This window comes from Halomonas sp. THAF12 (assembly GCF_009363675.1).
Lineage (GTDB): Bacteria > Pseudomonadota > Gammaproteobacteria > Pseudomonadales > Halomonadaceae > Halomonas > Halomonas smyrnensis.
In genome coordinates this window covers 278,820-300,155 of record NZ_CP045399.1, presented here as the reverse complement: position 1 = coordinate 300,155, position 21,336 = coordinate 278,820, and the positions used below count along the sequence as shown (strand labels likewise).

The following is a 21,336-nucleotide window of genomic DNA, read 5'->3' as shown; positions in this document are numbered from 1 at the left end:
AAGTCCCTTATTGCCCGCCAGCCCCGGCGGGCTTTTTTATGGCTGCAGGAAACAAGCCACACGCGCAGATGATGGCCTACCGCTTTTCGGGGCTTGTGCTAGATTTTCTTAGGTCTAAAGAGTCTGCCTGGAGATCAGGGATGATCGCTCCCGCCTTGCTGCTGTTTGTCGCGGCCGTGCTGCCATTTTCTGCTAATGCCCAGGTCTACAAGTGCGAGGTCGAGGGTGACACCCGTTACCAGGATCGTCCCTGCACAGGATCGGATGCTGGTTCTGCTGCCAGTGAGGTGCCGGATCTCGACAACCTCTCGACCATGGGTGGTGACAGCAGGCGTCCACCGGTGGATCTCTCGGCAATCGTGATGGAGCATTTTGCTAACCCTCTAAAGCCCCATCTTGAGGCAAGGGCATCTGCCGGCGGCTATCTGCTGGAAGGCATGTCCAGGCACAAGGCCATTGCGATACTTGGCGAGCCAAACACTCGCCGGGTCAACCTCAACTCAGATGGCCAAGGCTGCGAAATGCTTTACTGGCAACACCCCAACGGAACGCAAGAAGCCCATCAGGCACTGATTTGTGAAAGCCGTGTTGTTCGTTATCAACACTCGCCTTGAGTCAGGACTCAGCCTTATCCACTAGTCGAACTTCTTGGCTCCGGTGATCAACGACCATTCTTTCGAGCCTTAGACCAGCCTCTTTGCAAACCCTGTTAATAATACGGTCGCGCTTCATACGATCTGGCCGTTCATGGCTTGGATCATCCAGCTCTAGCGCACAGAAAACCTTAAAGCCTTCTCGATGACACAGCACATAATCAAAGTGCCATTGCGAAAGCTGCCTGAAAAGCGACATATACTCTCTGCTTTTGGCGTAATACTTCGAGGCATTGGGCTGGATGATATCCACAACGCGAACTTGGCAGAAGATGTGGTACTTGTCCCCATAGGCCTTTTCTAGCACCTTGAAGACGTCACGCTCGGTTGGGGTCATCAGGTGGGTACGAGCGATATAAGCATCGCCCTGGTCCATCAGTTCTTCCGAGTAGTTCCGGTCGCTTTTCTCTCGCTTGGCTTCGGGGTTCACCACCGGCACTTTGGGTGGTTGGGAGGCATCCTCGGCCTTCCGGCGACGCCGATCGCGTCGGCGCCTGTTTACCGAGCCCAGCAGCTTACCGAGGGAGGAGCGGTAGAAGATGATCCTGAGGATGGTGAGGGCTGCCATAAACAGCGCCCCGTAGATGGCGAACGTCACGGCAGTGTTCGTGAGTTCCTGCATGGCCTGTTCCATGGCCCGTCCCTCCGTGGTTTATCGTCGTTGTCCACAGCCAGGTGATGACACGCTCGACGCAAGCACTCTTCCCGTCGGCCCTATCGGGCATCAAGACTGAAGGTAATTTAGCCGCCACCGGATGCTGTGACAACGTGGCGCGGCCGAACGGGCACAGACAGGGGGATAATAGAGAAAGGCGTGAGCGCCGCCACAGCGACTTCACAGGCGCCGTCACGGCCTGCTCGGCACGATGATGCGGCTCAGGCTTGCCGGCCGTCACACGGCTGCAAGAATCCGAGGATAGGATGGGCCCTATCACGAGGTGACACGTGATATGGATCTGGCTTGGGAAATGCCGAGATTCCGGCTCGCCGTCTGGCGGGCCGTTTTTTTGCCCGAAGGAAGGATATCCACACCCGCCGCCGGCGAAGGGGCTGGGGATAGTTGCGCGACGCATCGTGCAGACACAAAAAACCGCCTTCGAGGGGCGGTTCTCATGTCGCTAACACAGTGAAAGCAAATGGTGCCGGCACCAGGAGTCGAACCCGGGACCTACTGATTACAAGTCAGTTGCTCTACCAACTGAGCTATGCCGGCAACGGCGCTTGCAACCACTGCAGGAGGAGCGTGCCCTCCTGAGCGAGAAAAACCGTGAACCTTCGTTCACGGCTTCTCGAAAACTTATGTTGGCGTGGCTGGGGTAGCAGGATTCGAACCTGCGCATGCCGATACCAAAAACCGGTGCCTTACCGCTTGGCTATACCCCAACGTGGTGGCCAGAGACGGAATCGAACCGCCGACACGGGGATTTTCAATCCCCTGCTCTACCGACTGAGCTATCTGGCCCTCGCCAACGGTGCGTATTAAACCGTAATGGCCCGCCGTCGTCAACTCTTTTCGATTCAAAAAGTTGGAAGACGGCCGCAGGCCCCGTCACGCCTACTTTTCGGGCGGCACGTAGCCTTCCGCCTGATCGGTCTGCTCGTTATCGAGGAAGCGCTCCAGCTGCTTCATCAGGTACTCGCGGGCCGAGGGCTCGAGCATGTTGAGGTGCTTCTCGTTGATCAGGCGGGTCTGCAGGGCCTGCCACTCCTCCCAGGCCTGCTTCGAGACGCTGGCCTGGATCTCCTGGCCCTTCTTGCCGGGCAGCGGCGGAAACGGCAGGGCCTCGAGTTCTTGCTGGTACTTGCGGCAGAAGACGGTCTGGCTCATCGGTCATGGCTCCTGGGATGAGGAAGTATGGGGGGCGTCCTGGACGCTCAGGGTGAAGGGGCGCAGCGCGTCCAGCAAGCCTTTCACCGGGGCGGCCAGGCCGATGCTGTCCGGCTCGGCGGGATCGAACCAGCGCCGTGCCTCGTCCACGCCGTCGAGGCGGCCCACCCGGGCCGGCTGCGGGGTGATCTCGAGGCGGAAGTGGCTGAACACGTGGGTGAAGGCCTCCCAGGGCGCCTCCAGGCTGGCACCGGGGGCATGATGGTCGAGCCAGGCGCGCAGCTCCAGCGAGGTGTCGAACTGCGGCAGGCTCCACAGCCCGCCCCACAGGCCGCTGGAGGGGCGCTGTTCGAGCAGTACCCGCCCGCCCTCGTCCTGCAGCAGCAGCATGGTGGTGGTGCGGGTGGGAATGGCCTTCTTGGGCTTGGACTCGGGAAAGCGCTTCTGCTCGCCCCGGGCCCGGGCCACGCACACGTCATGGAAGGGGCAGCGCTCGCAGTCGGGCTGGCCGCGCCGGCACAGGGTGGCGCCCAGGTCCATCATCGCCTGGGTGAAGTCGACCACCCGGCGCTCGGGGGTGTAGTGCTCGGCGAGGCCCCACAGCTCGCGCTCCACCGCGGGCCGGCCGGGCCAGCCTTCCACGGCGTGCAGCCGCGTGAGCACGCGCTTGACGTTGCCGTCGAGGATCACCGCCCGCTGGCCGGTGCTCTGGGCGATCACCGCGCCGGCGGTGGAGCGGCCGATGCCGGGCAGCGCGGCCATGGCGTCGAGGCTGTGCACCGGGAACTCGCCGTCGTGTTCTTCTACGACGACCCGGGCGGCCTTGTGCAGGTTGCGCCCGCGGGCGTAGTAGCCGAGCCCGGTCCATAGATGCAGCACCTCGTCCTGCTCGGCGGCCGCCAGCGAGCGCACGTCGGGGAAGCGTTCCATGAAGCGCTCGAAGTAGGGAATCACGGTGGTGACCTGGGTCTGCTGCAGCATGATCTCCGAGACCCACACCCGGTAGGGGGTGCGCTCGTGCTGCCAGGGCAGGTCGTGGCGGCCGTGGACGTCGAACCACTCGAGCAGGCGTTGCTGGAAGGTGTCGCGAGGCAGGATGGCGGGGGGCGTCTCCGTCATGGGTATTTTCTCGGCACGAAAAAAAGCGCCGACTATAAGAGTCGGCGCAGGGACTGGCTATTGCTTGCTCAATTGAAGAGACCATCGAGGGCGTCGCGAAGTTCCCGACGCGAATCCTCGCCGATGCGTTCGTCGAGTTTTTCCATCGCGCCGTCGAGGCTCTCGCGCAGCTTGTCGTTGGCCCGCTGGGAGGCTTCCTCGCGCAGCAGGTCGCCCAGCGTGGAGCGGAAGGCGTCGCGGTCGAAGCGGCACCACTCGCCGCTGTCGCCGCCCAGCTGGCCCTCGCAGCGCACCGGGAAGGGCACGTCGACCAGCCGCCGATTGACCTCGCAGGCGCTGTCCACGTCCTCGCCGGTGAAGCGGGCGTTGGCGCGCAGGTCGAAGCGCTCGCTGGTCAGGTCGAAGCTGCCCTCGCCGCCCAGGCCGATGCCGGGGATGGCGACGCTGAGGTCGTCGCTCTCGGCCACGCCGTCGCGGATGCGGAAGCTGGCCTCGGCGCGCTGGAAGCGGGTGTCCGGCGCCCAGTCGCGGCTGGTGCTCTCGCCTTCCAGGCGTGCGGTGGTGGTGCACAGCTCCTGGGAGACGTTGACGCCGGGCAGGCGGCCCTCGGCCAGGCGCGTGGCGAGCCGGCCGTTCAGGGCGCGCTTGAGCTCGGGCACGCTGTTGCCGCGGGTCGTCAGCTCGCCCTCGGCGTTCAGCTGGCCTTCCAGCGGCGCCGGCTCCTCGCCCAGCGAGGTCAGCAGCGAGCCCAGGCGCAGGTTCTCGACCCGCGGCGACAGCTGCCAGCGCAGCGGCGTCTCGCGGGCGTCCAGCTCGCCGGTGGCCGAGAGGCGGCCCTCGTGGAGGCCGGACGCGAAGTCCACCAGCCGCTGGCGGCCGTCGTCGCCGGCCAGCGTCAGGCTGACGTCGCTGAAGCTCTGGCCCATCAGGATCAGCTCGTCGAGGCTCAGCTTGGCGTCGAGGGAGAGCGCGGCCAGCCAGTCGGCAGGCAGCAGCGCCTGCTGTTCGTCCTGGGCCAGGGCACGGCCCACGCCCGGCAGGCTCGGGCCGCCGGCGGTCTCGGCGGAAGGCTCGCTGGCCGGCAGGTAGTCGTCCATGTTCAGACGATCGCCCTGCAGGTCGGCCTCCAGGCGGGTGCCGTCGAGGCGGGCGCCCAGGCGGCCGTTGAAGCGGCTGCCGTCGAGCTTGAGGTTCAGGCCGTCGAGGGTGACGTGCGTCAGGTCGCCCTCGATCGGGCTGGTCAGCGCCACCTGGCTCAGGGCCGCGTCGGCGGCCATGTCCGGCAGGGCATCGAAGCGCTCGAGCCAGGGCCGCAGCGAGAGCTCGGCGAGGTTCAGCTGGCCCTGGTAGGCGGGCGCCTCGGCCAGCTCGGTCAGCGCCAGGTTGCCCTGGAGGTCGAGGCCGTCGGGGCCGCTCAGCGCCAGCTCGCTCAGCCGGGCGCTCTGGGCGGCCAGATCGGCGTCGAGGCGGAAGGCCAGCGACAGCGGCAGGCGCTGCTCGCCCAGCCGGTCGGCCATCAGGCTGGCTTCCAGCAGGCCGCCGTTGACCCGCACCCGGTCGCCGGAGAGGTCGAGCACCAGTTCGTCGGCGTCGAGCTCGAGCCGCTGGGCCTCGTCGGCGCCGTCGAGGCGGGTGCTGGTCTCCAGCGCCAGCCCCTGAAGCACGTGGCGCCCCTCGGCCAGGCCCAGGCTGACCCGGGTCTCGAGGCTCAGCTCGCTGGCCAGGCTCGGCGTCTCGGCGCCCGGCTCGTCACGCAGCGCGACCTCGAGGCTGGCGCTGAGCGGGAAGGGCCGATCGGGATTGACGTTGCTGCCGGTGATGTCGACGCCCGAGAACGTGACGTCGCGCCCGGCCTGGGCATCGCGGTAGGCGATGTGGCCGTCGCGCACCTGCACGCTGGCGATGTTCAGCGCCACGTCCAGGGCGCTGGCATCGGCGCTGGGATTGGGCCCGGCGCTGGCCGGCGCCAGCACCGACTCGGCCTGTTCGCCGCGGTTGCGCAGCCGCTCGATCAGCGCCTCCCAGTTGCCGCGGCCCTCGGCGTTGCGCTCGAGGTCGAGGTCGAGGCCGTCGAGGGTCAGGCCGTCGATGGCGATCTCGCCGCGCAGCAGCGGCGCCATGGCCAGGCTGACCTCGGCGTGGTCGAAGGCGGCGAAGGGGGTGTCCTCGGCGGACTGGCCGGGCAGGCGCGCCTCGGCGGTGGCCACGCCGACGCCGAGGCGGGGATAGAAGGACCAGCTCAGCGGGCCCTCGAGCTCCAGCTCCAGGCCGCTGTGTTCGCGCACGACGTCGACCAGCCGCGGCTTGAGGTCGTCGGGGTCGAAGAAGGTGGTGATGAACACCACGGCGCCGACCAGCACCAGGCCGAGAACGCCGATGGAGGCCAGCAGGGTACGCAGGATTCGCTTCATTACCCGGCTCCTTTGGGCGAGAGATCCATTTCGAAGTAGTCGCCGGCCTGGGTCAGCCGGTAGCCCATGCGGGTCAGCAGCACCTGGTCGGCCATGGGCAGCTGGGAGGACAGTACGCGCAGCCGGCGGCCATCGGCGTGGGCGGCCTCGCCGGTGAGGGCCAGCAGCCGCGAGCCGACGCCGCGGCGGCGGGTGGTCTCGCGCACGCACAGATGCGACAGCCACCAGGCCTGGTCATCCGGCGATACGGCCAGCGCCCCCAGCAGGCGGTCATTGAAACGGGCACAGAAGAAGAAGCGCTCGGCGGCCAGATGATCGTCGACGAATTGCTCGGGCGGGGCCGGCAGGCGCTCGGTGGGGGCATCGGCGTAGATGCGGGTCAGATCGCTGCGCACCTGGGCATCCGCTTCCCAGGTCGCTTGATCGACGCGCTGTAGCGTGACCGGCATGCAGGTATCTCCCTGAAAGAGGCAGGCCCGGCCTGCCGCATGGTGGGGGCATTGTAGCGGATGGGGGTAGCGTTTCACTATAATGGCAGCCTTGCAACGGCGGGGCCGCCCCGTCTTTCCGCCCCGACGGCGACCCCCATTTCGACACGCGCCCAGGCGCTGGAGACCCGACATGTCCGAGCGTATCGCCACGGTCACCCGCGACACCAAGGAAACTCAGATCACGGTCACCGTGAACCTCGACGGCAAGGGCCAGCTGGTCTGCGAGACCGGCGTGCCCTTCCTCGACCACATGCTCGACCAGGTCGCCCGCCACGGGATGATCGACCTGGAGATCAAGGCGGTGGGCGATCTGCACATCGACGATCACCACACCGTCGAGGATCTCGGCATCACCCTGGGCCAGGCCTTCGACCTGGCGATCGGCGACAAGCGCGGCATCTACCGCTATGGCCACGCCTACGTGCCGCTCGACGAGGCGCTGTCGCGGGTCGTGGTAGACTTCTCCGGTCGCCCGGGGCTGTTCATGGACGTCGAGTTCACCCGCGCCAGCATCGGCCGCCTGGATACCCAGCTGTTCTGGGAGTTCTTCCAGGGCTTCGTGAACCACGCCAAGGTCACCCTGCACATCGACAACCTGAAGGGCTTCAACGCCCACCATCAGGCGGAAACCATCTTCAAGGCCTTCGGCCGGGCGCTGCGCATGGCCGCCGCCGAAGACCCGCGCATGGCCGGCCAGATGCCGTCCACCAAGGGCAGCCTGTGATCCCGCCGACCGACACGAGGAGCGTCCCATGACCATTGCCGTCATCGACTACGGAATGGGCAACCTGCATTCCGTCGCCAAGGCACTGGAACACGTCACCCACGAACACGTGGTGGTGACCCGCGACGCCCGCCGCATCCAGGGCGCCACGCGCCTGGTGCTGCCCGGCCAGGGCGCCATCCGCGACTGCATGGGCGAGCTCGAGCGCACCGAGCTGCGTGGCCTGGTCGAGGAGCTGCTGGCCCAGCAGGCCAAGCCGCTGCTCGGCATCTGCGTCGGGCAGCAGATGCTCCACGAGCGCAGCGAGGAGAACGGCGGCGTCGACTGCCTGGGCTTCATGACCGGCCAGGTGCGCCGCTTCCCGGCCGACATGCGCGATGACATGGACCATCGCCTGAAGGTGCCGCACATGGGCTGGAACCTGGTGCGCCAGCGCCACGACCACCCGCTGTGGAAGGGCATCGACGACCGGGAGCACTTCTACTTCGTGCACAGCTACTACGTGGAGGCCGGCGAGGACGCCCAGGTGTTCGGCACCACCGACTACGGCCGCGTCACCGCCCACGTGGCCACCGGCCGCGATGCCACCTTCGCCGTGCAGTTCCACCCGGAGAAGAGCTCCCGGGCCGGACTGCGGCTGCTGGAAAACTTCGTGCAGTGGACGCCCTGAGCGGCGACCACGCCTGCGACAGTTCAAGGGCGCCCGACCCCGCGCCCCTTACAATTTACAGGGCGCCCGCTGACGCGCCTGCGACAATTTCCAAGGCGCCCGCTGCCGCGCCTGAGACAACTTCAAAGGCGCCCGCTGCCGCGCCTACGACAACTTTCCAGGGCGCCCGCTGAGCGCCCGTAGAGGACTGGACATGCTGGTAATCCCCGCCATCGATCTCAAGGACGGCAAGTGCGTTCGCCTCAAGCAGGGCCGGATGGACGATGCCACCACCTACGGCGACGATCCCGTGGCCATGGCCGCGCGCTGGGTCGAGGCCGGCGCCCGCCGCCTGCACCTGGTCGACCTCAACGGCGCCTTCGAGGGCGAGCCGGTCAACGGCGAGGCGGTCACCGCCATCGCCCGCGCCTACCCCAACCTGCCGATCCAGATCGGCGGCGGCATCCGCTCGGCCGAGACCATCGAGCACTACCTGGACGCCGGCGTGTCCCAGGTCATCATCGGCACCAAGGCGGTCAAGGAACCGGCCTTCGTCACCGAGATGTGCAAGGCCTTCGCCGGCCACGTGATCGTCGGCCTCGATGCCCGCGACGGCTTCGTCGCCACCGACGGCTGGGCCGAGGTCTCGACCCTGAAGGCCACCGAGCTGGCCAAGCGCTTCGCCGACGACGGCGTGTCCTCGATCGTCTACACCGACATCGCCCGCGACGGCATGATGGGCGGCGTCAACGTCGAGGCCACCGCCGAGCTGGCCCGCGAGGGCGGCCTGCCGGTGATCGCCTCCGGCGGCGTGACCAACCTCGACGACCTGCGCGAACTGATCGCCGCCGGCGAGCCGGGCATCCTCGGCGCCATCACCGGCCGCGCCATCTACGAAGGCAGCCTGGACGTGGCCGACGCCCAGGCACTGTGCGACCGCCTCACCGGCCAACGCGACGGGAGCTGACACCATGGGACTCGCCAAGCGCATCATCCCCTGCCTGGACGTCGATGCCGGCCGGGTGGTCAAGGGCGTGAACTTCATCGGCATCCGCGACGCCGGCGACCCGGTGGAGATCGCCCAGCGCTACAACCAGCAGGGCGCAGACGAGATCACCTTCCTCGACATCACCGCCAGCCACGAGGATCGCGGCACTACGGTGGAGATGGTCGAGCGCATCGCCGGCGAGGTCTTCATCCCGCTGACCGTGGGCGGCGGCATCCGCACCTGCGATGACATCCGCACCATGCTCAACGCCGGCGCCGACAAGGTGTCGATCAACACCGCCGCCGTGCACAACCCCGAGTTCGTGCACGAGGCCGCCGAGCGCTTCGGCAGCCAGTGCATCGTGGTGGCCATCGACGCCAAGAAGGTCTCCGCGGAAGGCGAGGCGCCGCGCTGGGAGATCTTCACCCACGGCGGCCGCCGCCCCACCGGGCTCGATGCCGTGGAGTGGGCGAAGAAGATGGTCGACCTGGGCGCCGGCGAGCTGCTGCTGACCAGCATGGACCGCGACGGCACCAAGATCGGCTTCGACATCGGCGTGACCCACGCCATCTCGGAAGCGGTGAGCGTGCCGGTGATCGCCTCCGGCGGCGTGGGCAACCTCGACCACCTGGTCGAGGGCGTGAAGGACGGCGGCGCCGACGCGGTGCTGGCGGCCAGCATCTTCCACTTCGGCGAGTACACCATCCCCGAGGCCAAGCGGTACATGGCCGAGCACGGGATCGAGATGCGGCTGTAGGAAATGGGGATTTATTTACTGCGCTCGATATCCTGACCGCCGGCGGTGCTCGCTCTCCTCATGTAGCAGGCTACACTCCGGGAGCTGTGCTCCGGCGGCGATCAGCCTCTCGTAGCTCGCGACATAAATCCTCGCTTTCCCTGTTCTTGAAACAAGCGAAGGGCTCACCTCCGGGTGAGCCCTTCGTCGTTGTGGCCGGCGTGTCGGCGACTACTCCTCGCCGCCGAGCCCCAGGTTGCTGACGCCCTCGTTGCGGCCCAGCCGGCGCAGGGCCTTGAGGCCGTCGCGGCCGAGCTCGCCTTCCACCGCCTCGAGCACCGCGTCCTGGAAGCCGTTCTCGTCTTCCATCAGCGGATGCTCGCGCACGATGGCGGCGAGGCGCTCGCTGTCTTCCTCGCCCTCGGTCAGCTCGATGAAGGCCCGCACGCCGCCGCGGGACGTGCGGCTGACTTCCAGCACCGCCTCCGGCGAGTCGCCGCGCAGGGTATCGAGCAGCGACGAGATCGCCACCACCGCCTCCAGTGCGCGACGGGCGCCGAAGCTGTCGTCCTCGGCCGGCGGCTCCAGCTCGGCCAGCTTCTCGGCCTGGCGGTCGAAGTCGATGCGCGCGTCCTTGACCGCCAACCGCTCCCACACCAGGTCGAGCACGACCCGCAGCGCCCTGGGGTCGCCATGGCCGGTGGCCTCGGCGTAGAAGGCGTAGTTGGGCAGCAGCCGCTCGCACAGCGCCGCCATGAAGGCCTGCTGACGGCGCGGCTCGAGCCGCTGCAGGCGCTGAAAGAAACCGCTCATGGATTCTCCTTGGAATATCGCTGTCTCGGCATCGTCCCGTCGCTCATGGCTGGACGCAGGCGGGCTGATCCGGCGACAGCTCCCGGTGTGCCGGACCATCGAGGAGGCGCTGTGAATACTTCCCTGTACGCTACCGACGCCATCCCTGGCGTAGGACCTCCTCTCCGAGCTATCCCCGGCGCCCCTCCGCTACATCAGGGCCACATACGCTCCGGCGATACCTTTCCCCGCGCATCGAACGCCACGCCCTCGTCGATCAGCCGCCGGCGCTGCTCGTCGGCGCCGGGATGGTCGGCCAGCTTGCGCGAGGCGGTGATCACCCGGAACCACGGCAGGCCGTGGCCGCTGGGCAGCTCGCGCAGCGCCCGGGCCACCAGCCGGGGCGTGCCGCCCTCGGTCATGGCGGCGATGCGCCCGTAGGTGGTGACCCGCCCCGGCGGGATCTCGGCCAGCACGGTCAGTATCTGTTCCTTGAGGGCCGCGTTCATGTACCCTGCCTTCCCTGATTTTCTGCTGATATCGGCGAGGCCGCCCGCATGCACGTTCACCTGCTTCAGCACAGCCCCCATCTGGGACCCGCCCGCATCGGCGACTGGCTCGACAGCATGGGGCACAGCCACACCGTGTTCCACCTCGACGAGGGCGAGCTGCCGCCGCGGCCCGGCGACGTCGAGGCGCTGATCGTGCTCGACGCCCCCGAGGGCGAGGTGCCCGCCGCCTGGGATCGCGGCGAGCGCAAGCTGATCGAGCGCATCCTGGACGGCCGCCAGCCGCTGCTCGGTATCGGCCACGGCGCCCGCCGCATCGCCGAGGCGCTGGACGCGCCGGTGTCCCGCGGCACCCTGGCCGAGAGCGGCTGGCAGACCGTGACCCTGGCCGCGGCCAGCCCCTTCGACCTGCCCGAGCGCTTCGAGGCCTTCACCTGGCATCGCCAGATCTTCGCCCTGCCCGAGGAGGCCCTGCCGCTGGGCGGCACCGCGGCGAGCCCGCTGCAGGGCTTCGCCTGGGACGCCGGCCGGGTGGTCGGCCTGCTGTGCCATCTGGAGGCCACCGCCGAGAGCGTCGCCGCCATGCTCGACCACCTGCCGCGCCCGGAGGGCGACGCCGAGAGCCCCTATCGCCAGGATCGCGAGGCGATGCTCGACGATACGCGGCGCTTCGACCGCCTGGCACCGCTGATCGACCGGGTGCTCACCCAATGGGCCAGGCACGCCACGATGCGCTGACCCTGTCTCCTCGCCTCAGGCCGAGGCGGTGGCGCTCGGCCGGGGCGAAGATTCGGCCTCGGCGACCCAGTCGCGGGCGAAGGCCACGCAGCTGTCCCAGTCGCCCACGTGGAGGAAGCGCTGATCGTCGTGCTTCTCCAGCTGGTAGCGATACATGGGGTCGTAGTATTCGGTGAGCAGCGGTGCCAGCCAGGCCTCGTGGGCCTGGCGATTGCCACGCTCGTGCTCTCGGAAGGCCAGCGCCTGCAGGCGCTGCAGCCTCGCCAGCCGGGCGCCGCCGAGGCGCTTCCTGAGCCGCCCCAGCGCGCCGGAGAGCTGCTTGCGCATCAGCGCCCAGCCCAGCCAGTCGCCGAACTGCTGGCGATAGACCGCCCACAGATCGTCGATGTAATCCTTGTGGATCTGCGCCAGGCGCCAGTCCAGCGGCATCTCGACGCGAATCCGCGGGGCGGCCTCCATGCCGCGCCAGAAGGTCAGCGGCACGTTGGCCGAACCGATGTGGCGCGACTCGTCCTCCAGCACCAGCGGCCCGGGCAGCTCCAGCAGCCGCAGCCCCATGGCGTGCTCGAAGTCGATCTGCGACGGCGCCGGCAGCGGGTGACGGCCGAAGGCCGAGCCCTTGTGGCGCGCGCAGCCCTCCAGGTCCAGGCCCTGATCCAGGGCGGTGATCAGCGAGGTCTTGGCGCAGCCGGTCAGCCCGCCCACCACCAGCATCGGCCGCTCGGCGGCGGCGTCGATGTGCGCGCACAGCGCCTGGCGCATGGCCTTCCAGCCGCCGCGGATGCGCGGCCGGGTAATGCCGGCCTCGGCCAGCCACTGCTGGGCGACCTGGGAGCGCAGCCCGCCGCGGAAGCAGTAGACGATGGCGTCGGGATGGGCCTCCAGCTCGCGCCGCCAGGCGTCGACCCGGGCGGCCTTGATGCCGCCGCTGACCAGCCGCTGGCCCAGTTCGATGGCGGCCTGCTGGCCCTGCTGCTTGTAGGAGATACCGACGAGATGACGCTCCTCGTCGTCCATCAGCGGCAGGTTGAGCGCCCCGGGCAGCGCGCCCTGGGCGAACTCCACCGGGGCACGCACGTCGATCAGGGTCCGACCCTCGCGCAGCAGCGCGAGGTCCGGCTCGACCAGCGGCAGATTCATCCCTTCACCTCGATGCGCGTCTCGCCGCGCTCGGCGATCACCTCGCCGAACGGCTCGAGCTCGAGGCCGTACTGGCGGCCGACGCGCTCGACGTCGTCCTCCCAGGACGGATGCACCGACAGCAGCAGGCCACCGGAGGTCTGCGGGTCGCACAGCCACTGCCAGTGGGCGTCGTCCATGGCCGGCAGGGCCTTGCCCAGGGCATCGCGGTTGCGGGCACTGCCGCCGGGCACCGCGCCCTGACGGCGGTAGGACTCGGCCTCGGCCAGGCGCGGCAGGCGACGGAAGTCGATCCGGGCGGCCACGCCGCTGGCCTCGCAGACCTCGCTGAGATGGCCGGCCAGGCCGAAGCCGGTGACGTCGGTCATGGCGTGCACGCCGGGCACCTTGGCCAGCTCGGCGCCGATGCGGTTGGAGGCGAGCATGGTGCGCCGCGCCAGGCCCTGGTGGCCGGGCTGGATCAGGCCCTTCTTCTCGGCCGTGGTCAGCAGGCCCACGCCCAGCGGCTTGGTGAGATACAGCAGGTCGCCGACCTGGGCGCCCTTGTTGAGCTTGAGGTGTTCGAGGTCGACCAGGCCGTTGACCGACAGGCCGAAGATCGGCTCCGGGGCGTCGATGGAGTGGCCGCCGGCCAGCGCCAGGCCCAGCTCGCGGCAGACCGCCTGGGCGCCGCCGACCACGTCGCCGGCGATGTCGGCGCCGAGCTTGTCGAGCGGCCAGCCGAGGATGCCCAGCGCCATGATCGGGGTGCCGCCCATGGCGTAGACGTCGCTGATGGCGTTGGTGGCGGCGATGCGGCCGAAGTCGAAGGGATCGTCGACGATCGGCATGAAGAAATCGGTGGTGGCGATCATGCCGCGGCCGTCGCCCAGGTCGTAGACGGCGGCGTCCTCGCGGCCCTGGTTGCCGACGATCAGCCGCGAGTGGCTGGCCCCGGGCCCGGCCTTGGCGAGGATGCCGTCGAGGACGTCGGGGGCGATCTTGCAGCCACAGCCGGCGCCGTGGCTGTACTGCGTCAGGCGGATGGCACTCATCACGGTCTCCTTGGCGTCGTTTTCCGGCATTCTACATCACAGCGCCCCCGCCCCGTCGCTGGACGACGATTTCACGCTTCGCGGGGTGGGCGCCTAGAGCGCTTCCAGCGCATCGGCCAGCTTGTCCACGGGCACCACTTCCATGCCCTCGGGCGAGTGCTTGGGCGCGTTGCCGCGCGGCACGATGGCGCGCCGGAAGCCGTGCTTGGCGGCCTCGACGATGCGCTCCTGGCCGCTCGGCACCGGGCGAATCTCGCCGGACAGGCCGACCTCGCCGAACACCACCAGCTCGCGCGGCAGCGGCCGGCTCTGCAGGCTCGACACCACCGCCAGCAGCACCGCCAGGTCGGCGCTGGTCTCGAGCACCTTGACCCCGCCGACCACGTTGAGGAACACGTCCTGGTCGCCGGTGAACAGCCCGCCGTGACGATGCAGCACCGCCAGCAGCATGGACAGGCGATTCTGGTCGACGCCCACCGCCACCCGCCGCGGGTTGCCCAGCGCCGAGTCGTCGAGCAGCGCCTGCACCTCGATCAGGATCGGCCGGGTGCCTTCCCAGACCACCATCACCAGGCTGCCGGGCGCCTGCTCCTCGGTGCGCGACAGGAAGATGGCACTGGGGTTCTTCACCTCCTTGAGGCCGTGCTCGAGCATGGCGAACACGCCGAGCTCGTTGACCGCGCCGAAGCGGTTCTTCTGCCCGCGCAGGGTGCGAAAGCGCGAGTCGGCGCCGCCCTCGAGCAGCAGCGAGGCGTCGATCATGTGCTCCAGCACCTTGGGGCCGGCCAGGGTGCCGTCCTTGGTCACGTGGCCGACCAGCAGCAGCACGGTGCTGGACTGCTTGGCGAAGCGGGTCAGCGCCGCGGCGGACTCGCGCACCTGGGCCACGCCGCCCGGCGCCGAGGAGATGTCCTCGAGGTGGGTGGTCTGGATGGAGTCGATGATCAGGATATCGGGGCCCTCGCGCTCGGCCACGCCGAGGATGGTCTCGATGCTGGTCTCGGCCAGCATCTGCAGGCCCTGGGTAGGCAGCTGCAGGCGGTGGGCGCGCATCGCCACCTGGGACAGCGATTCCTCGCCGGTGACGTAGAGCACCTTGCGCTGCTGGGCCAGCTTGCAGGCGGTCTGCAGCAGCAGGGTCGACTTGCCGGCGCCGGGATGGCCGCCCAGCAGCACCGCCGAGCCCGGCACCAGGCCGCCGCCCAATACCCGGTCGAATTCCTCGAAGGTCGAGGACAGCCGCGGCACCTCGCTGAGGTCGACGTTGGCGAGATCGATCACCTCACGGGAGACCGCCCCGGCATAGCCGCCCCGCCCCGCCGAGCCGCCACCGCCGCCATGGCCCGCGCCGGGGCGGGCGGCCGACAGTCGGACCTCGCTCAGGGTGTTCCACTCGCGGCAGCTGGTGCACTGCCCCTGCCACTTGCTGTACTCGGCACCGCATTCGGTGCACACGAAGGCGCTTTTCGCTTTGGCCATGGGATGTCCGACGACGGTTGCTATGGAATGGCGGGCCGGTGGGCCCAACGACGAGGGGCGGCCCGTCGGCCGCCCCTCGCTGCTACGCGTTGCGCTGCCTTACAGGCGCTTCAGGCGCAGCATCTCGTTGTTCTGGAAGCGGCGACGCTGGGGGTCGATCAGTTCCAGGGTCTGCGGGTCGAGGCGCAGGAAGAAGTAGGTCTGGCCCTCGCCCTGGGGCGTCAGCTCATAGACGGTGGCATCGGGATTGTCCGCGGTGCCGTCGAGCAGCTGCCAGCTACCTTCGTAGTTCTCGTTCGGCGGGTTCTGCGGGTGGCCACGATAGGAGGCCTGCAGGTCGAAGGTACGATCCGCGGCAGGGCTCTGGGCATCGCCCATCATGGTCACGTTCAGGTCGATCCCTTCACAGTTACGGCAGGGCAGCGTGCCCTGGTAGGTGCTCTGGGTCGCCTCCATTCCGGGCTCGGTGCCCTGCCCGCCAGGGCCACCCGCACAGCCCGCCAGCAGGGCAAGCATCGCGGAACCGGCCAGCAACGTCCTGATTTGCATATTCGTCCTCCTAACCAATGGGCATGACGCCGCCTTTCACGGCAGCCTGCCTCACAGCATAACCTCTTGTGGGAACAGCGCACAGCCCGAACGCCACCGCGCACCACCAATGCGCGGCGGCCCCTGGCGAGCCGGCTTGCGCGGGCGCCGCGAGCGGGCGACCATGACCCGATTGCCCCACGATCCGAGAAGTGACGATGAGCAAGTTCTGGAGCCCCAAGGTCCGCGAGCTGACGCCCTATGTTCCCGGCGAACAGCCGCGCGAGCGCCTGATCAAGCTGAATACCAATGAGAACCCCTATCCGCCGGCGCCGGGCGTCGAGGCGGTGCTGCGAGAGTTTCCGGCCGACCATCTGCGCCGCTATCCCGATCCCGAGTCGCACGGCCTGCGCGAGGCGCTGGCCCGGGAGTTCGGCGTCGAGGTCGACCAGGTGTTCGTCGGCAACGGCTCGGACGAGGTGCTGGCCCTGGCCTTCCAGGCCTTCTTCGCCAACGGCCGCCCGCTCGAGATGCCGGCCATCACCTACAGCTTCTATCCGGTGTACTGCCGGCTCTACGACGTGGAGCGCCGCACCCTGCCGCTGGACGCCGACTGGCGCGTCGACCTGGACGCCTTCTCGCCGGACGCCGGCGGCGCCATCTTCGCCAATCCCAACGCGCCGACCGGCCACGGCCACGGCCGCGAGGCGATCGCCGCGCTGCTCGAGCGCCTCACCGAATCGGTGGTGCTGGTCGACGAGGCCTACGTGGACTTCGGCGGCGAGAGCAGCATCCCGCTGATCGAGCGCTTCCCCAACCTGCTGGTCACCGGCACCTTCTCCAAGTCGCGCAGCCTGGCCGGCCTGCGGCTCGGCTACGCGGTGGGCTCACGCGAGCTGATCGAGGGCCTGGAGCGGGTCAAGGACTCCTTCAACTCCTACCCGGTCGACAGCCTGGCGAGCGCCATCGGCGTCGCCGCGCTGGAGGACCGCGAGCACTTCGACGCCTGCCGCGAGGCGGTGATCACCACCCGCGAGCGCACCCGCACACGCCTCGAGAGCCTCGGCTTCCAGGTGCTGCCGTCGCAGAGCAACTTCCTGCTGGTGCATCACCCCGAGCAGGATGCCGCCCAGCTGTTCGTCGGCCTGCGCGAGCGCGGCGTGCTGGTGCGCCACTTCAACACCGAGGCGCTGAACGGCTGGCTGCGCATCTCCATCGGCACCGAGGACGAGATGGACAGCCTGGTCGAGGTGCTGGAAGAACTCTGCCGCTGATCCGGCCTTGAGCGTCAGGGGCGTCGCTCGACGCCCCTCGCCCGCCCCGCCGGACCGATACTCTCCCGACGACACGAGCCCTCCATGGCCGACTCACGACTGCCCCTGAGCCGCGTGCACCACGTGGCGCTGATCACCGCCGACTACCCCCGCGCCAGACGCTTCTACCTCGAGGTCATGGACGCCGAGATCCTCAACGAGGCCTATCGCGAGGAACGGGATAGCCACAAGCTCGACCTGCGCCTGCCGGGCGGCATTCAGCTCGAGCTGTTCTCCTTCCCCTCGCCGCCGCCACGACCGAGCTATCCCGAGGCCTGCGGGCTGCGCCACCTGGCACTCGCCACCTCCGACCTCGACGCCTGTGTTTCCCTGCTCGAGGCCCGCGGCGCGACGCCCGAGCCGATTCGCGTCGATGAGTACACCGGCGCGCGCTTCACCTTCCTGGCCGATCCCGACGGCACGCCGATCGAGCTCTACGAAGTCGCCGACTGATCCACCGTTTCCTCCGAACCCAAAACGCCCCGCCCTCTCGCAGAGGACGGGGCGTTTTGTTTTTCGGGGTTCAATCCTGGCTCGGCCGGCGCCCTGCGCGATTGGCCAGACATGAAAAAACCCCGAGCCTTGTGGGCTCGGGGTTTTCTCGGAATAAGTGCCTGACGATGACCTACTCTCGCATGGGAACTCCCACACTACCATCGGCGCTGAGCGGTTTCACTGCTGAGTTCGGCAAGGGATCAGGTGGTTCCCGCACGCTATGGTCGTCAGGCGAAAAAGGCAATGCGAATCATGCTGACGAGATCGTCTCTCGCGTATCCGCGTCGTCTGTTGTCAGTCACAGACCACTTGGGTGTTATATGGTCAAGCCTCACGGGCCATTAGTATCGGTTAGCTCAACGCCTTGCAGCGCTTCCACATCCGACCTATCAACCAGCTGGTCTTGCTGGGCCCTTCAGGAGGCTCGAGGCCTCGGGGAGATCTCATCTTGAAGGGGGCTTCCCGCTTAGATGCTTTCAGCGGTTATCCCGTCCGTACATAGCTACCCGGCGATGCCACTGGCGTGACAACCGGAACACCAGAGGTACGTCCACTCCGGTCCTCTCGTACTAGGAGCAGCGCTTCTCAAATCTCCAACGCCCACGGCAGATAGGGACCGAACTGTCTCACGACGTTCTAAACCCAGCTCGCGTACCACTTTAAATGGCGAACAGCCATACCCTTGGGACCGACTTCAGCCCCAGGATGTGATGAGCCGACATCGAGGTGCCAAACACCGCCGTCGATGTGAACTCTTGGGCGGTATCAGCCTGTTATCCCCGGAGTACCTTTTATCCGTTGAGCGATGGCCCTTCCATACAGAACCACCGGATCACTAGAACCTACTTTCGTACCTGCTCGACGTGTCTGTCTCGCAGTTAAGCACCCTTATGCTCTTGCACTCATTGCACGATTTCCAACCGTGCTGAGGGTACCTTCGTGCTCCTCCGTTACGCTTTGGGAGGAGACCGCCCCAGTCAAACTACCCACCACACACGGTCCTCGATCCGGATAACGGACCGGAGTTAGAACGCCAATGATGCCAGGCTGGTATTTCAAGGTTGGCTCCACTCGATCTGGCGACCGAGTTTCCAAGCCTCCCAGCTATCCTACACAAGCAACATCAGCGTCCAGTGTGAAGCTGTAGTAAAGGTTCACGGGGTCTTTCCGTCTAGCCGCGGGTACACAGCATCTTCACTGCGATTTCAATTTCACTGAGTCTCGGGTGGAGACAGCGTGGCCATCATTACGCCATTCGTGCAGGTCGGAACTTACCCGACAAGGAATTTCGCTACCTTAGGACCGTTATAGTTACGGCCGCCGTTTACCGGGGCTTCGATCAGGAGCTTCGCGTGAGCTAACACCATCAATTAACCTTCCGGCACCGGGCAGGCGTCATACCCTATACGTCCGCTTACGCGTTTGCAGAGTACTGTGTTTTTAATAAACAGTTGCAGCCACCTGGTATCTTCGACCGGCGTCAGCTCCACCCGCAAGGGGCTTCACCTAATACCGGCGTGCCTTCTCCCGAAGTTACGGCACCATTTTGCCTAGTTCCTTCACCCGAGTTCTCTCAAGCGCCTTGGTATTCTCTACCTGACCACCTGTGTCGGTTTGGGGTACGGTTCCACTGTATCTGAAGCTTAGAGGCTTTTCCTGGGAGCGTGGCATCGATGACTTCCAGACCGTAGTCTGTTCGTCTCGTCTCTCGGCCTTAGGGAACCGGATTTGCCTAATTCCCCAGCCTACTGACTTTCACCAGGACAACCAACGCCTGGCTCACCTAGCCTTCTCCGTCCCCCCATCGCAATACAGTGAAGTACGGGAATATTGACCCGTTTCCCATCGACTACGCCTTTCGGCCTCGCCTTAGGGGCCGACTCACTCTGCTCCGATTAGCGTCGAACAGAAACCCTTGGTCTTCCGGCGGGGGAGTTTTTCACTCCCCTTATCGTTACTCATGTCAGCATTCGCACTCGTGATACCTCCAGCATGCTTCTCAACACACCTTCGTCGGCGTACACGACGCTCCTCTACCGCTCATCATTCGATGAACCCGTAGCTTCGGTACCTGGTTTGAGCCCCGTTACATCTTCCGCGCAGGCCGACTCGACTAGTGAGCTATTACGCTTTCTTTAAAGGATGGCTGCTTCTAAGCCAACCTCCTAGCTGTCTAAGCCTTCCCACATCGTTTCCCACTTAACCAGGATTTGGGGACCTTAGCTGACGGTCTGGGTTGTTTCCCTTTTCACAACGGACGTTAGCACCCGCTGTGTGTCTCCCACGCTGCACTCACCGGTATTCGGAGTTTGCCTCGGGTTGGTAAGTCGGGATGACCCCCTAGCCGAAACAGTGCTCTACCCCCGGCGGTGATACGTGAGGCGCTACCTAAATAGCTTTCGAGGAGAACCAGCTATCTCCGGGCTTGATTAGCCTTTCACTCCGATCCACAAGTCATCCAAATCTTTTTCAACAGATCCTGGTTCGGTCCTCCAGTTGATGTTACTCAACCTTCAACCTGCTCATGGATAGATCGCCCGGTTTCGGGTCTATATCCAGCGACTGGTCGCCCAGTTAAGACTCGGTTTCCCTACGCCTCCCCTATACGGTTAAGCTCGCCACTGAATATAAGTCGCTGACCCATTATACAAAAGGTACGCGGTCACGGGACGAGCCCGCTCCCACTGCTTGTACGCACACGGTTTCAGGGTCTATTTCACTCCCCTCTCCGGGGTTCTTTTCGCCTTTCCCTCACGGTACTGGTTCACTATCGGTCAGTCAGGAGTATTTAGCCTTGGAGGATGGTCCCCCCATCTTCAATCAGGGTTTCACGTGCCCCGACCTACTCGATTTCACGGGATCAGGCTTTCGACTACGGGGCTATCACCCTGTATCGCTGAGTTTCCCAACTCATTCGCCTAACCTTTCACCCGCTTAAGGGCTGGTCCCCGTTCGCTCGCCGCTACTGGGGGAATCTCGGTTGATTTCTTTTCCTCGGGGTACTTAGATGTTTCAGTTCCCCCGGTTCGCCTCGTACACCTATGTATTCAGTGCACGATACCTATCTGACGATAGGTGGGTTTCCCCATTCAGAGATGTCCGGGTCGCAGGTTGTTTGCCACCTCGCCGAACCTTATCGCAGGCTTCCACGTCTTTCATCGCCTCTGACTGCCAAGGCATCCACCGTGTGCGCTTCATCGCTTGACCATATAACCCCAAGGGGTCTGATCCGCGATGACAACCACGACAATTGCCGGATACGCTTGAGACGTATCTCATGCCCTCTCCCGGGTAGGAGAGGGACTTTGTCAGCATGATTCACATTGTTAAAGAGCGACTGTCAATCGACAGTCACAAACGTGTCATCACCCTGGGCAATGATCGCTTGTGACTGTGGATTCACATAAAACCGACTGCAGGACCCTGTGGAGAGTGGTGGAGCCTAGCGGGATCGAACCGCTGACCTCCTGCGTGCAAGGCAGGCGCTCTCCCAGCTGAGCTAAGGCCCCTCTGACACCATCAAGATCGATGGAAATTTGAGCAAGACGAGGCGCTTTTGGTCGACGTGTAGCCTGCTACACGAGGGTAAAAGCAACGACGTATTACGCAAATTTTGGTGGGTCTGGGCAGACTTGAACTGCCGACCTCACCCTTATCAGGGGTGCGCTCTAACCAACTGAGCTACAGACCCAAACAGTCTTTTGCTCTG

Annotated in this window: 19 protein-coding genes, 5 tRNA genes and 2 rRNA genes; 8 read left to right on the top strand and 18 right to left on the bottom strand. The window is 66.2% G+C overall.

The window, feature by feature from the left end; translation table 11 throughout:
• The first annotated feature begins 140 nt into the window (after nt 1–140).
• Nucleotides 141–614, top strand: a complete 474-nt coding sequence (locus FIU88_RS01340) for a hypothetical protein (protein WP_152477899.1) — start codon at nt 141–143, stop codon at nt 612–614.
• A 1-nt stretch (nt 615) separates the two neighbouring features.
• Here FIU88_RS01340 and FIU88_RS01335 read toward each other — a convergent pair whose 3' ends face one another.
• From FIU88_RS01335 to FIU88_RS01300, 8 genes are all read right to left on the bottom strand, one after another.
• Complete coding sequence (locus FIU88_RS01335) at nt 616–1,287, bottom strand: DUF2726 domain-containing protein (RefSeq protein WP_152477898.1); 672 nt, start codon at nt 1,285–1,287, stop codon at nt 616–618.
• Nucleotides 1,288–1,790: 503 nt separating this feature from the next.
• A tRNA-Thr gene (locus FIU88_RS01330) sits at nt 1,791–1,866 on the bottom strand.
• A 95-nt stretch (nt 1,867–1,961) separates the two neighbouring features.
• Nucleotides 1,962–2,036: transfer RNA gene (locus FIU88_RS01325), tRNA-Gln, on the bottom strand.
• 3 nt (nt 2,037–2,039) lie between these two features.
• Nucleotides 2,040–2,115 (bottom strand) — tRNA-Phe (locus FIU88_RS01320).
• A 93-nt stretch (nt 2,116–2,208) separates the two neighbouring features.
• The gene (locus FIU88_RS01315) at nt 2,209–2,481 is read right to left on the bottom strand and encodes an oxidative damage protection protein (protein ID WP_152477897.1); all 273 of its coding nucleotides are present in this window, start codon (nt 2,479–2,481) and stop codon (nt 2,209–2,211) included.
• Nucleotides 2,482–2,484: 3 nt separating this feature from the next.
• Complete coding sequence (gene mutY / locus FIU88_RS01310; protein WP_152477896.1) at nt 2,485–3,600, bottom strand: A/G-specific adenine glycosylase; 1,116 nt, start codon at nt 3,598–3,600, stop codon at nt 2,485–2,487.
• Nucleotides 3,601–3,668: 68 nt separating this feature from the next.
• Nucleotides 3,669–6,011 (bottom strand): AsmA family protein, encoded by a 2,343-nt coding sequence (locus tag FIU88_RS01305; RefSeq protein WP_152477895.1) that lies wholly within the window; start codon nt 6,009–6,011, stop codon nt 3,669–3,671.
• Nucleotides 6,011–6,460 (bottom strand): acetyl-CoA sensor PanZ family protein, encoded by a 450-nt coding sequence (locus FIU88_RS01300; protein WP_152477894.1) that lies wholly within the window; start codon nt 6,458–6,460, stop codon nt 6,011–6,013. Before FIU88_RS01300 ends, FIU88_RS01305 begins: the two co-directional genes overlap by 1 nt.
• A 172-nt stretch (nt 6,461–6,632) precedes the next feature.
• Here FIU88_RS01300 and hisB point away from each other — a divergent pair, with 172 nt between their 5' ends.
• The 4 genes from hisB to hisF all read left to right on the top strand — a co-directional run bounded on the left by hisB (nt 6,633) and on the right by hisF (nt 9,620).
• Nucleotides 6,633–7,226, top strand: coding sequence for an imidazoleglycerol-phosphate dehydratase HisB (gene hisB / locus FIU88_RS01295; RefSeq protein WP_016856603.1), 594 nt, complete (start codon nt 6,633–6,635; stop codon nt 7,224–7,226).
• Between the two features lie 28 nt (nt 7,227–7,254).
• Nucleotides 7,255–7,896: an imidazole glycerol phosphate synthase subunit HisH gene (gene hisH / locus FIU88_RS01290; RefSeq protein WP_016856602.1), complete on the top strand. Its 642-nt coding sequence runs from the start codon at nt 7,255–7,257 to the stop codon at nt 7,894–7,896.
• 193 nt (nt 7,897–8,089) lie between these two features.
• Nucleotides 8,090–8,842 carry a 1-(5-phosphoribosyl)-5-[(5-phosphoribosylamino)methylideneamino]imidazole-4-carboxamide isomerase gene (gene hisA, locus FIU88_RS01285; protein WP_016856601.1) on the top strand — a complete coding sequence of 251 codons (753 nt, stop codon included), beginning with the start codon at nt 8,090–8,092 and terminating at the stop codon, nt 8,840–8,842.
• 4 nt (nt 8,843–8,846) lie between these two features.
• Nucleotides 8,847–9,620 carry an imidazole glycerol phosphate synthase subunit HisF gene (gene hisF, locus FIU88_RS01280; protein ID WP_016856600.1) on the top strand — a complete coding sequence of 258 codons (774 nt, stop codon included), beginning with the start codon at nt 8,847–8,849 and terminating at the stop codon, nt 9,618–9,620.
• A 210-nt stretch (nt 9,621–9,830) separates the two neighbouring features.
• Here hisF and FIU88_RS01275 read toward each other — a convergent pair whose 3' ends face one another.
• A complete protein-coding gene (locus FIU88_RS01275) occupies nt 9,831–10,412 on the bottom strand; it encodes a YjaG family protein (RefSeq protein WP_152477893.1) in 582 nt (193 codons plus the stop codon).
• Nucleotides 10,413–10,606: 194 nt separating this feature from the next.
• Nucleotides 10,607–10,900, bottom strand: coding sequence for an MGMT family protein (locus tag FIU88_RS01270; protein ID WP_152477892.1), 294 nt, complete (start codon nt 10,898–10,900; stop codon nt 10,607–10,609).
• A 48-nt stretch (nt 10,901–10,948) separates the two neighbouring features.
• On the opposite strand from FIU88_RS01270, the gene FIU88_RS01265 reads away from it, so the two are divergent.
• Complete coding sequence (locus tag FIU88_RS01265) at nt 10,949–11,638, top strand: type 1 glutamine amidotransferase (protein WP_152477891.1); 690 nt, start codon at nt 10,949–10,951, stop codon at nt 11,636–11,638.
• Between the two features lie 15 nt (nt 11,639–11,653).
• Here the strand turns inward: FIU88_RS01265 and mnmH are convergent, their stop codons facing one another.
• The 4 genes from mnmH to FIU88_RS01245 form a co-directional block, all read right to left on the bottom strand.
• Entirely contained in the window at nt 11,654–12,778 is a 1,125-nt protein-coding gene (gene mnmH, locus FIU88_RS01260; protein ID WP_152477890.1) for a tRNA 2-selenouridine(34) synthase MnmH, read from the bottom strand.
• Nucleotides 12,775–13,812 carry a selenide, water dikinase SelD gene (gene selD / locus FIU88_RS01255; protein ID WP_016856595.1) on the bottom strand — a complete coding sequence of 346 codons (1,038 nt, stop codon included), beginning with the start codon at nt 13,810–13,812 and terminating at the stop codon, nt 12,775–12,777. Before selD ends, mnmH begins: the two co-directional genes overlap by 4 nt.
• Nucleotides 13,813–13,905: 93 nt before the next feature.
• On the bottom strand, nt 13,906–15,291 hold the full coding sequence (gene radA / locus FIU88_RS01250) for a DNA repair protein RadA (protein WP_016856594.1): 1,386 nt from the start codon (nt 15,289–15,291) through the stop codon (nt 13,906–13,908).
• A gap of 99 nt (nt 15,292–15,390) precedes the next feature.
• Nucleotides 15,391–15,840, bottom strand: a complete 450-nt coding sequence (locus FIU88_RS01245; protein ID WP_026068633.1) for a copper resistance protein NlpE N-terminal domain-containing protein — start codon at nt 15,838–15,840, stop codon at nt 15,391–15,393.
• Nucleotides 15,841–16,037: 197 nt separating this feature from the next.
• Between FIU88_RS01245 and hisC the strand changes: the two genes are divergently transcribed.
• Nucleotides 16,038–17,093: a histidinol-phosphate transaminase gene (gene hisC / locus FIU88_RS01240; RefSeq protein ID WP_152477889.1), complete on the top strand. Its 1,056-nt coding sequence runs from the start codon at nt 16,038–16,040 to the stop codon at nt 17,091–17,093.
• 84 nt (nt 17,094–17,177) lie between these two features.
• Nucleotides 17,178–17,585, top strand: a complete 408-nt coding sequence (locus FIU88_RS01235) for a VOC family protein (RefSeq protein ID WP_016856591.1) — start codon at nt 17,178–17,180, stop codon at nt 17,583–17,585.
• Nucleotides 17,586–17,744: 159 nt separating this feature from the next.
• On the opposite strand, the gene rrf is transcribed toward FIU88_RS01235, so the two are convergent.
• The 4 genes from rrf to FIU88_RS01215 form a co-directional block, all read right to left on the bottom strand.
• A 5S ribosomal RNA gene (gene rrf / locus FIU88_RS01230) occupies nt 17,745–17,859 on the bottom strand.
• A gap of 88 nt (nt 17,860–17,947) precedes the next feature.
• A 23S ribosomal RNA gene (locus FIU88_RS01225) occupies nt 17,948–20,834 on the bottom strand.
• Nucleotides 20,835–21,060: 226 nt separating this feature from the next.
• Nucleotides 21,061–21,136 (bottom strand) — tRNA-Ala (locus FIU88_RS01220).
• A 105-nt stretch (nt 21,137–21,241) separates the two neighbouring features.
• Nucleotides 21,242–21,318, bottom strand: a tRNA-Ile gene (locus FIU88_RS01215).
• Nucleotides 21,319–21,336: the final 18 nt, after the last annotated feature.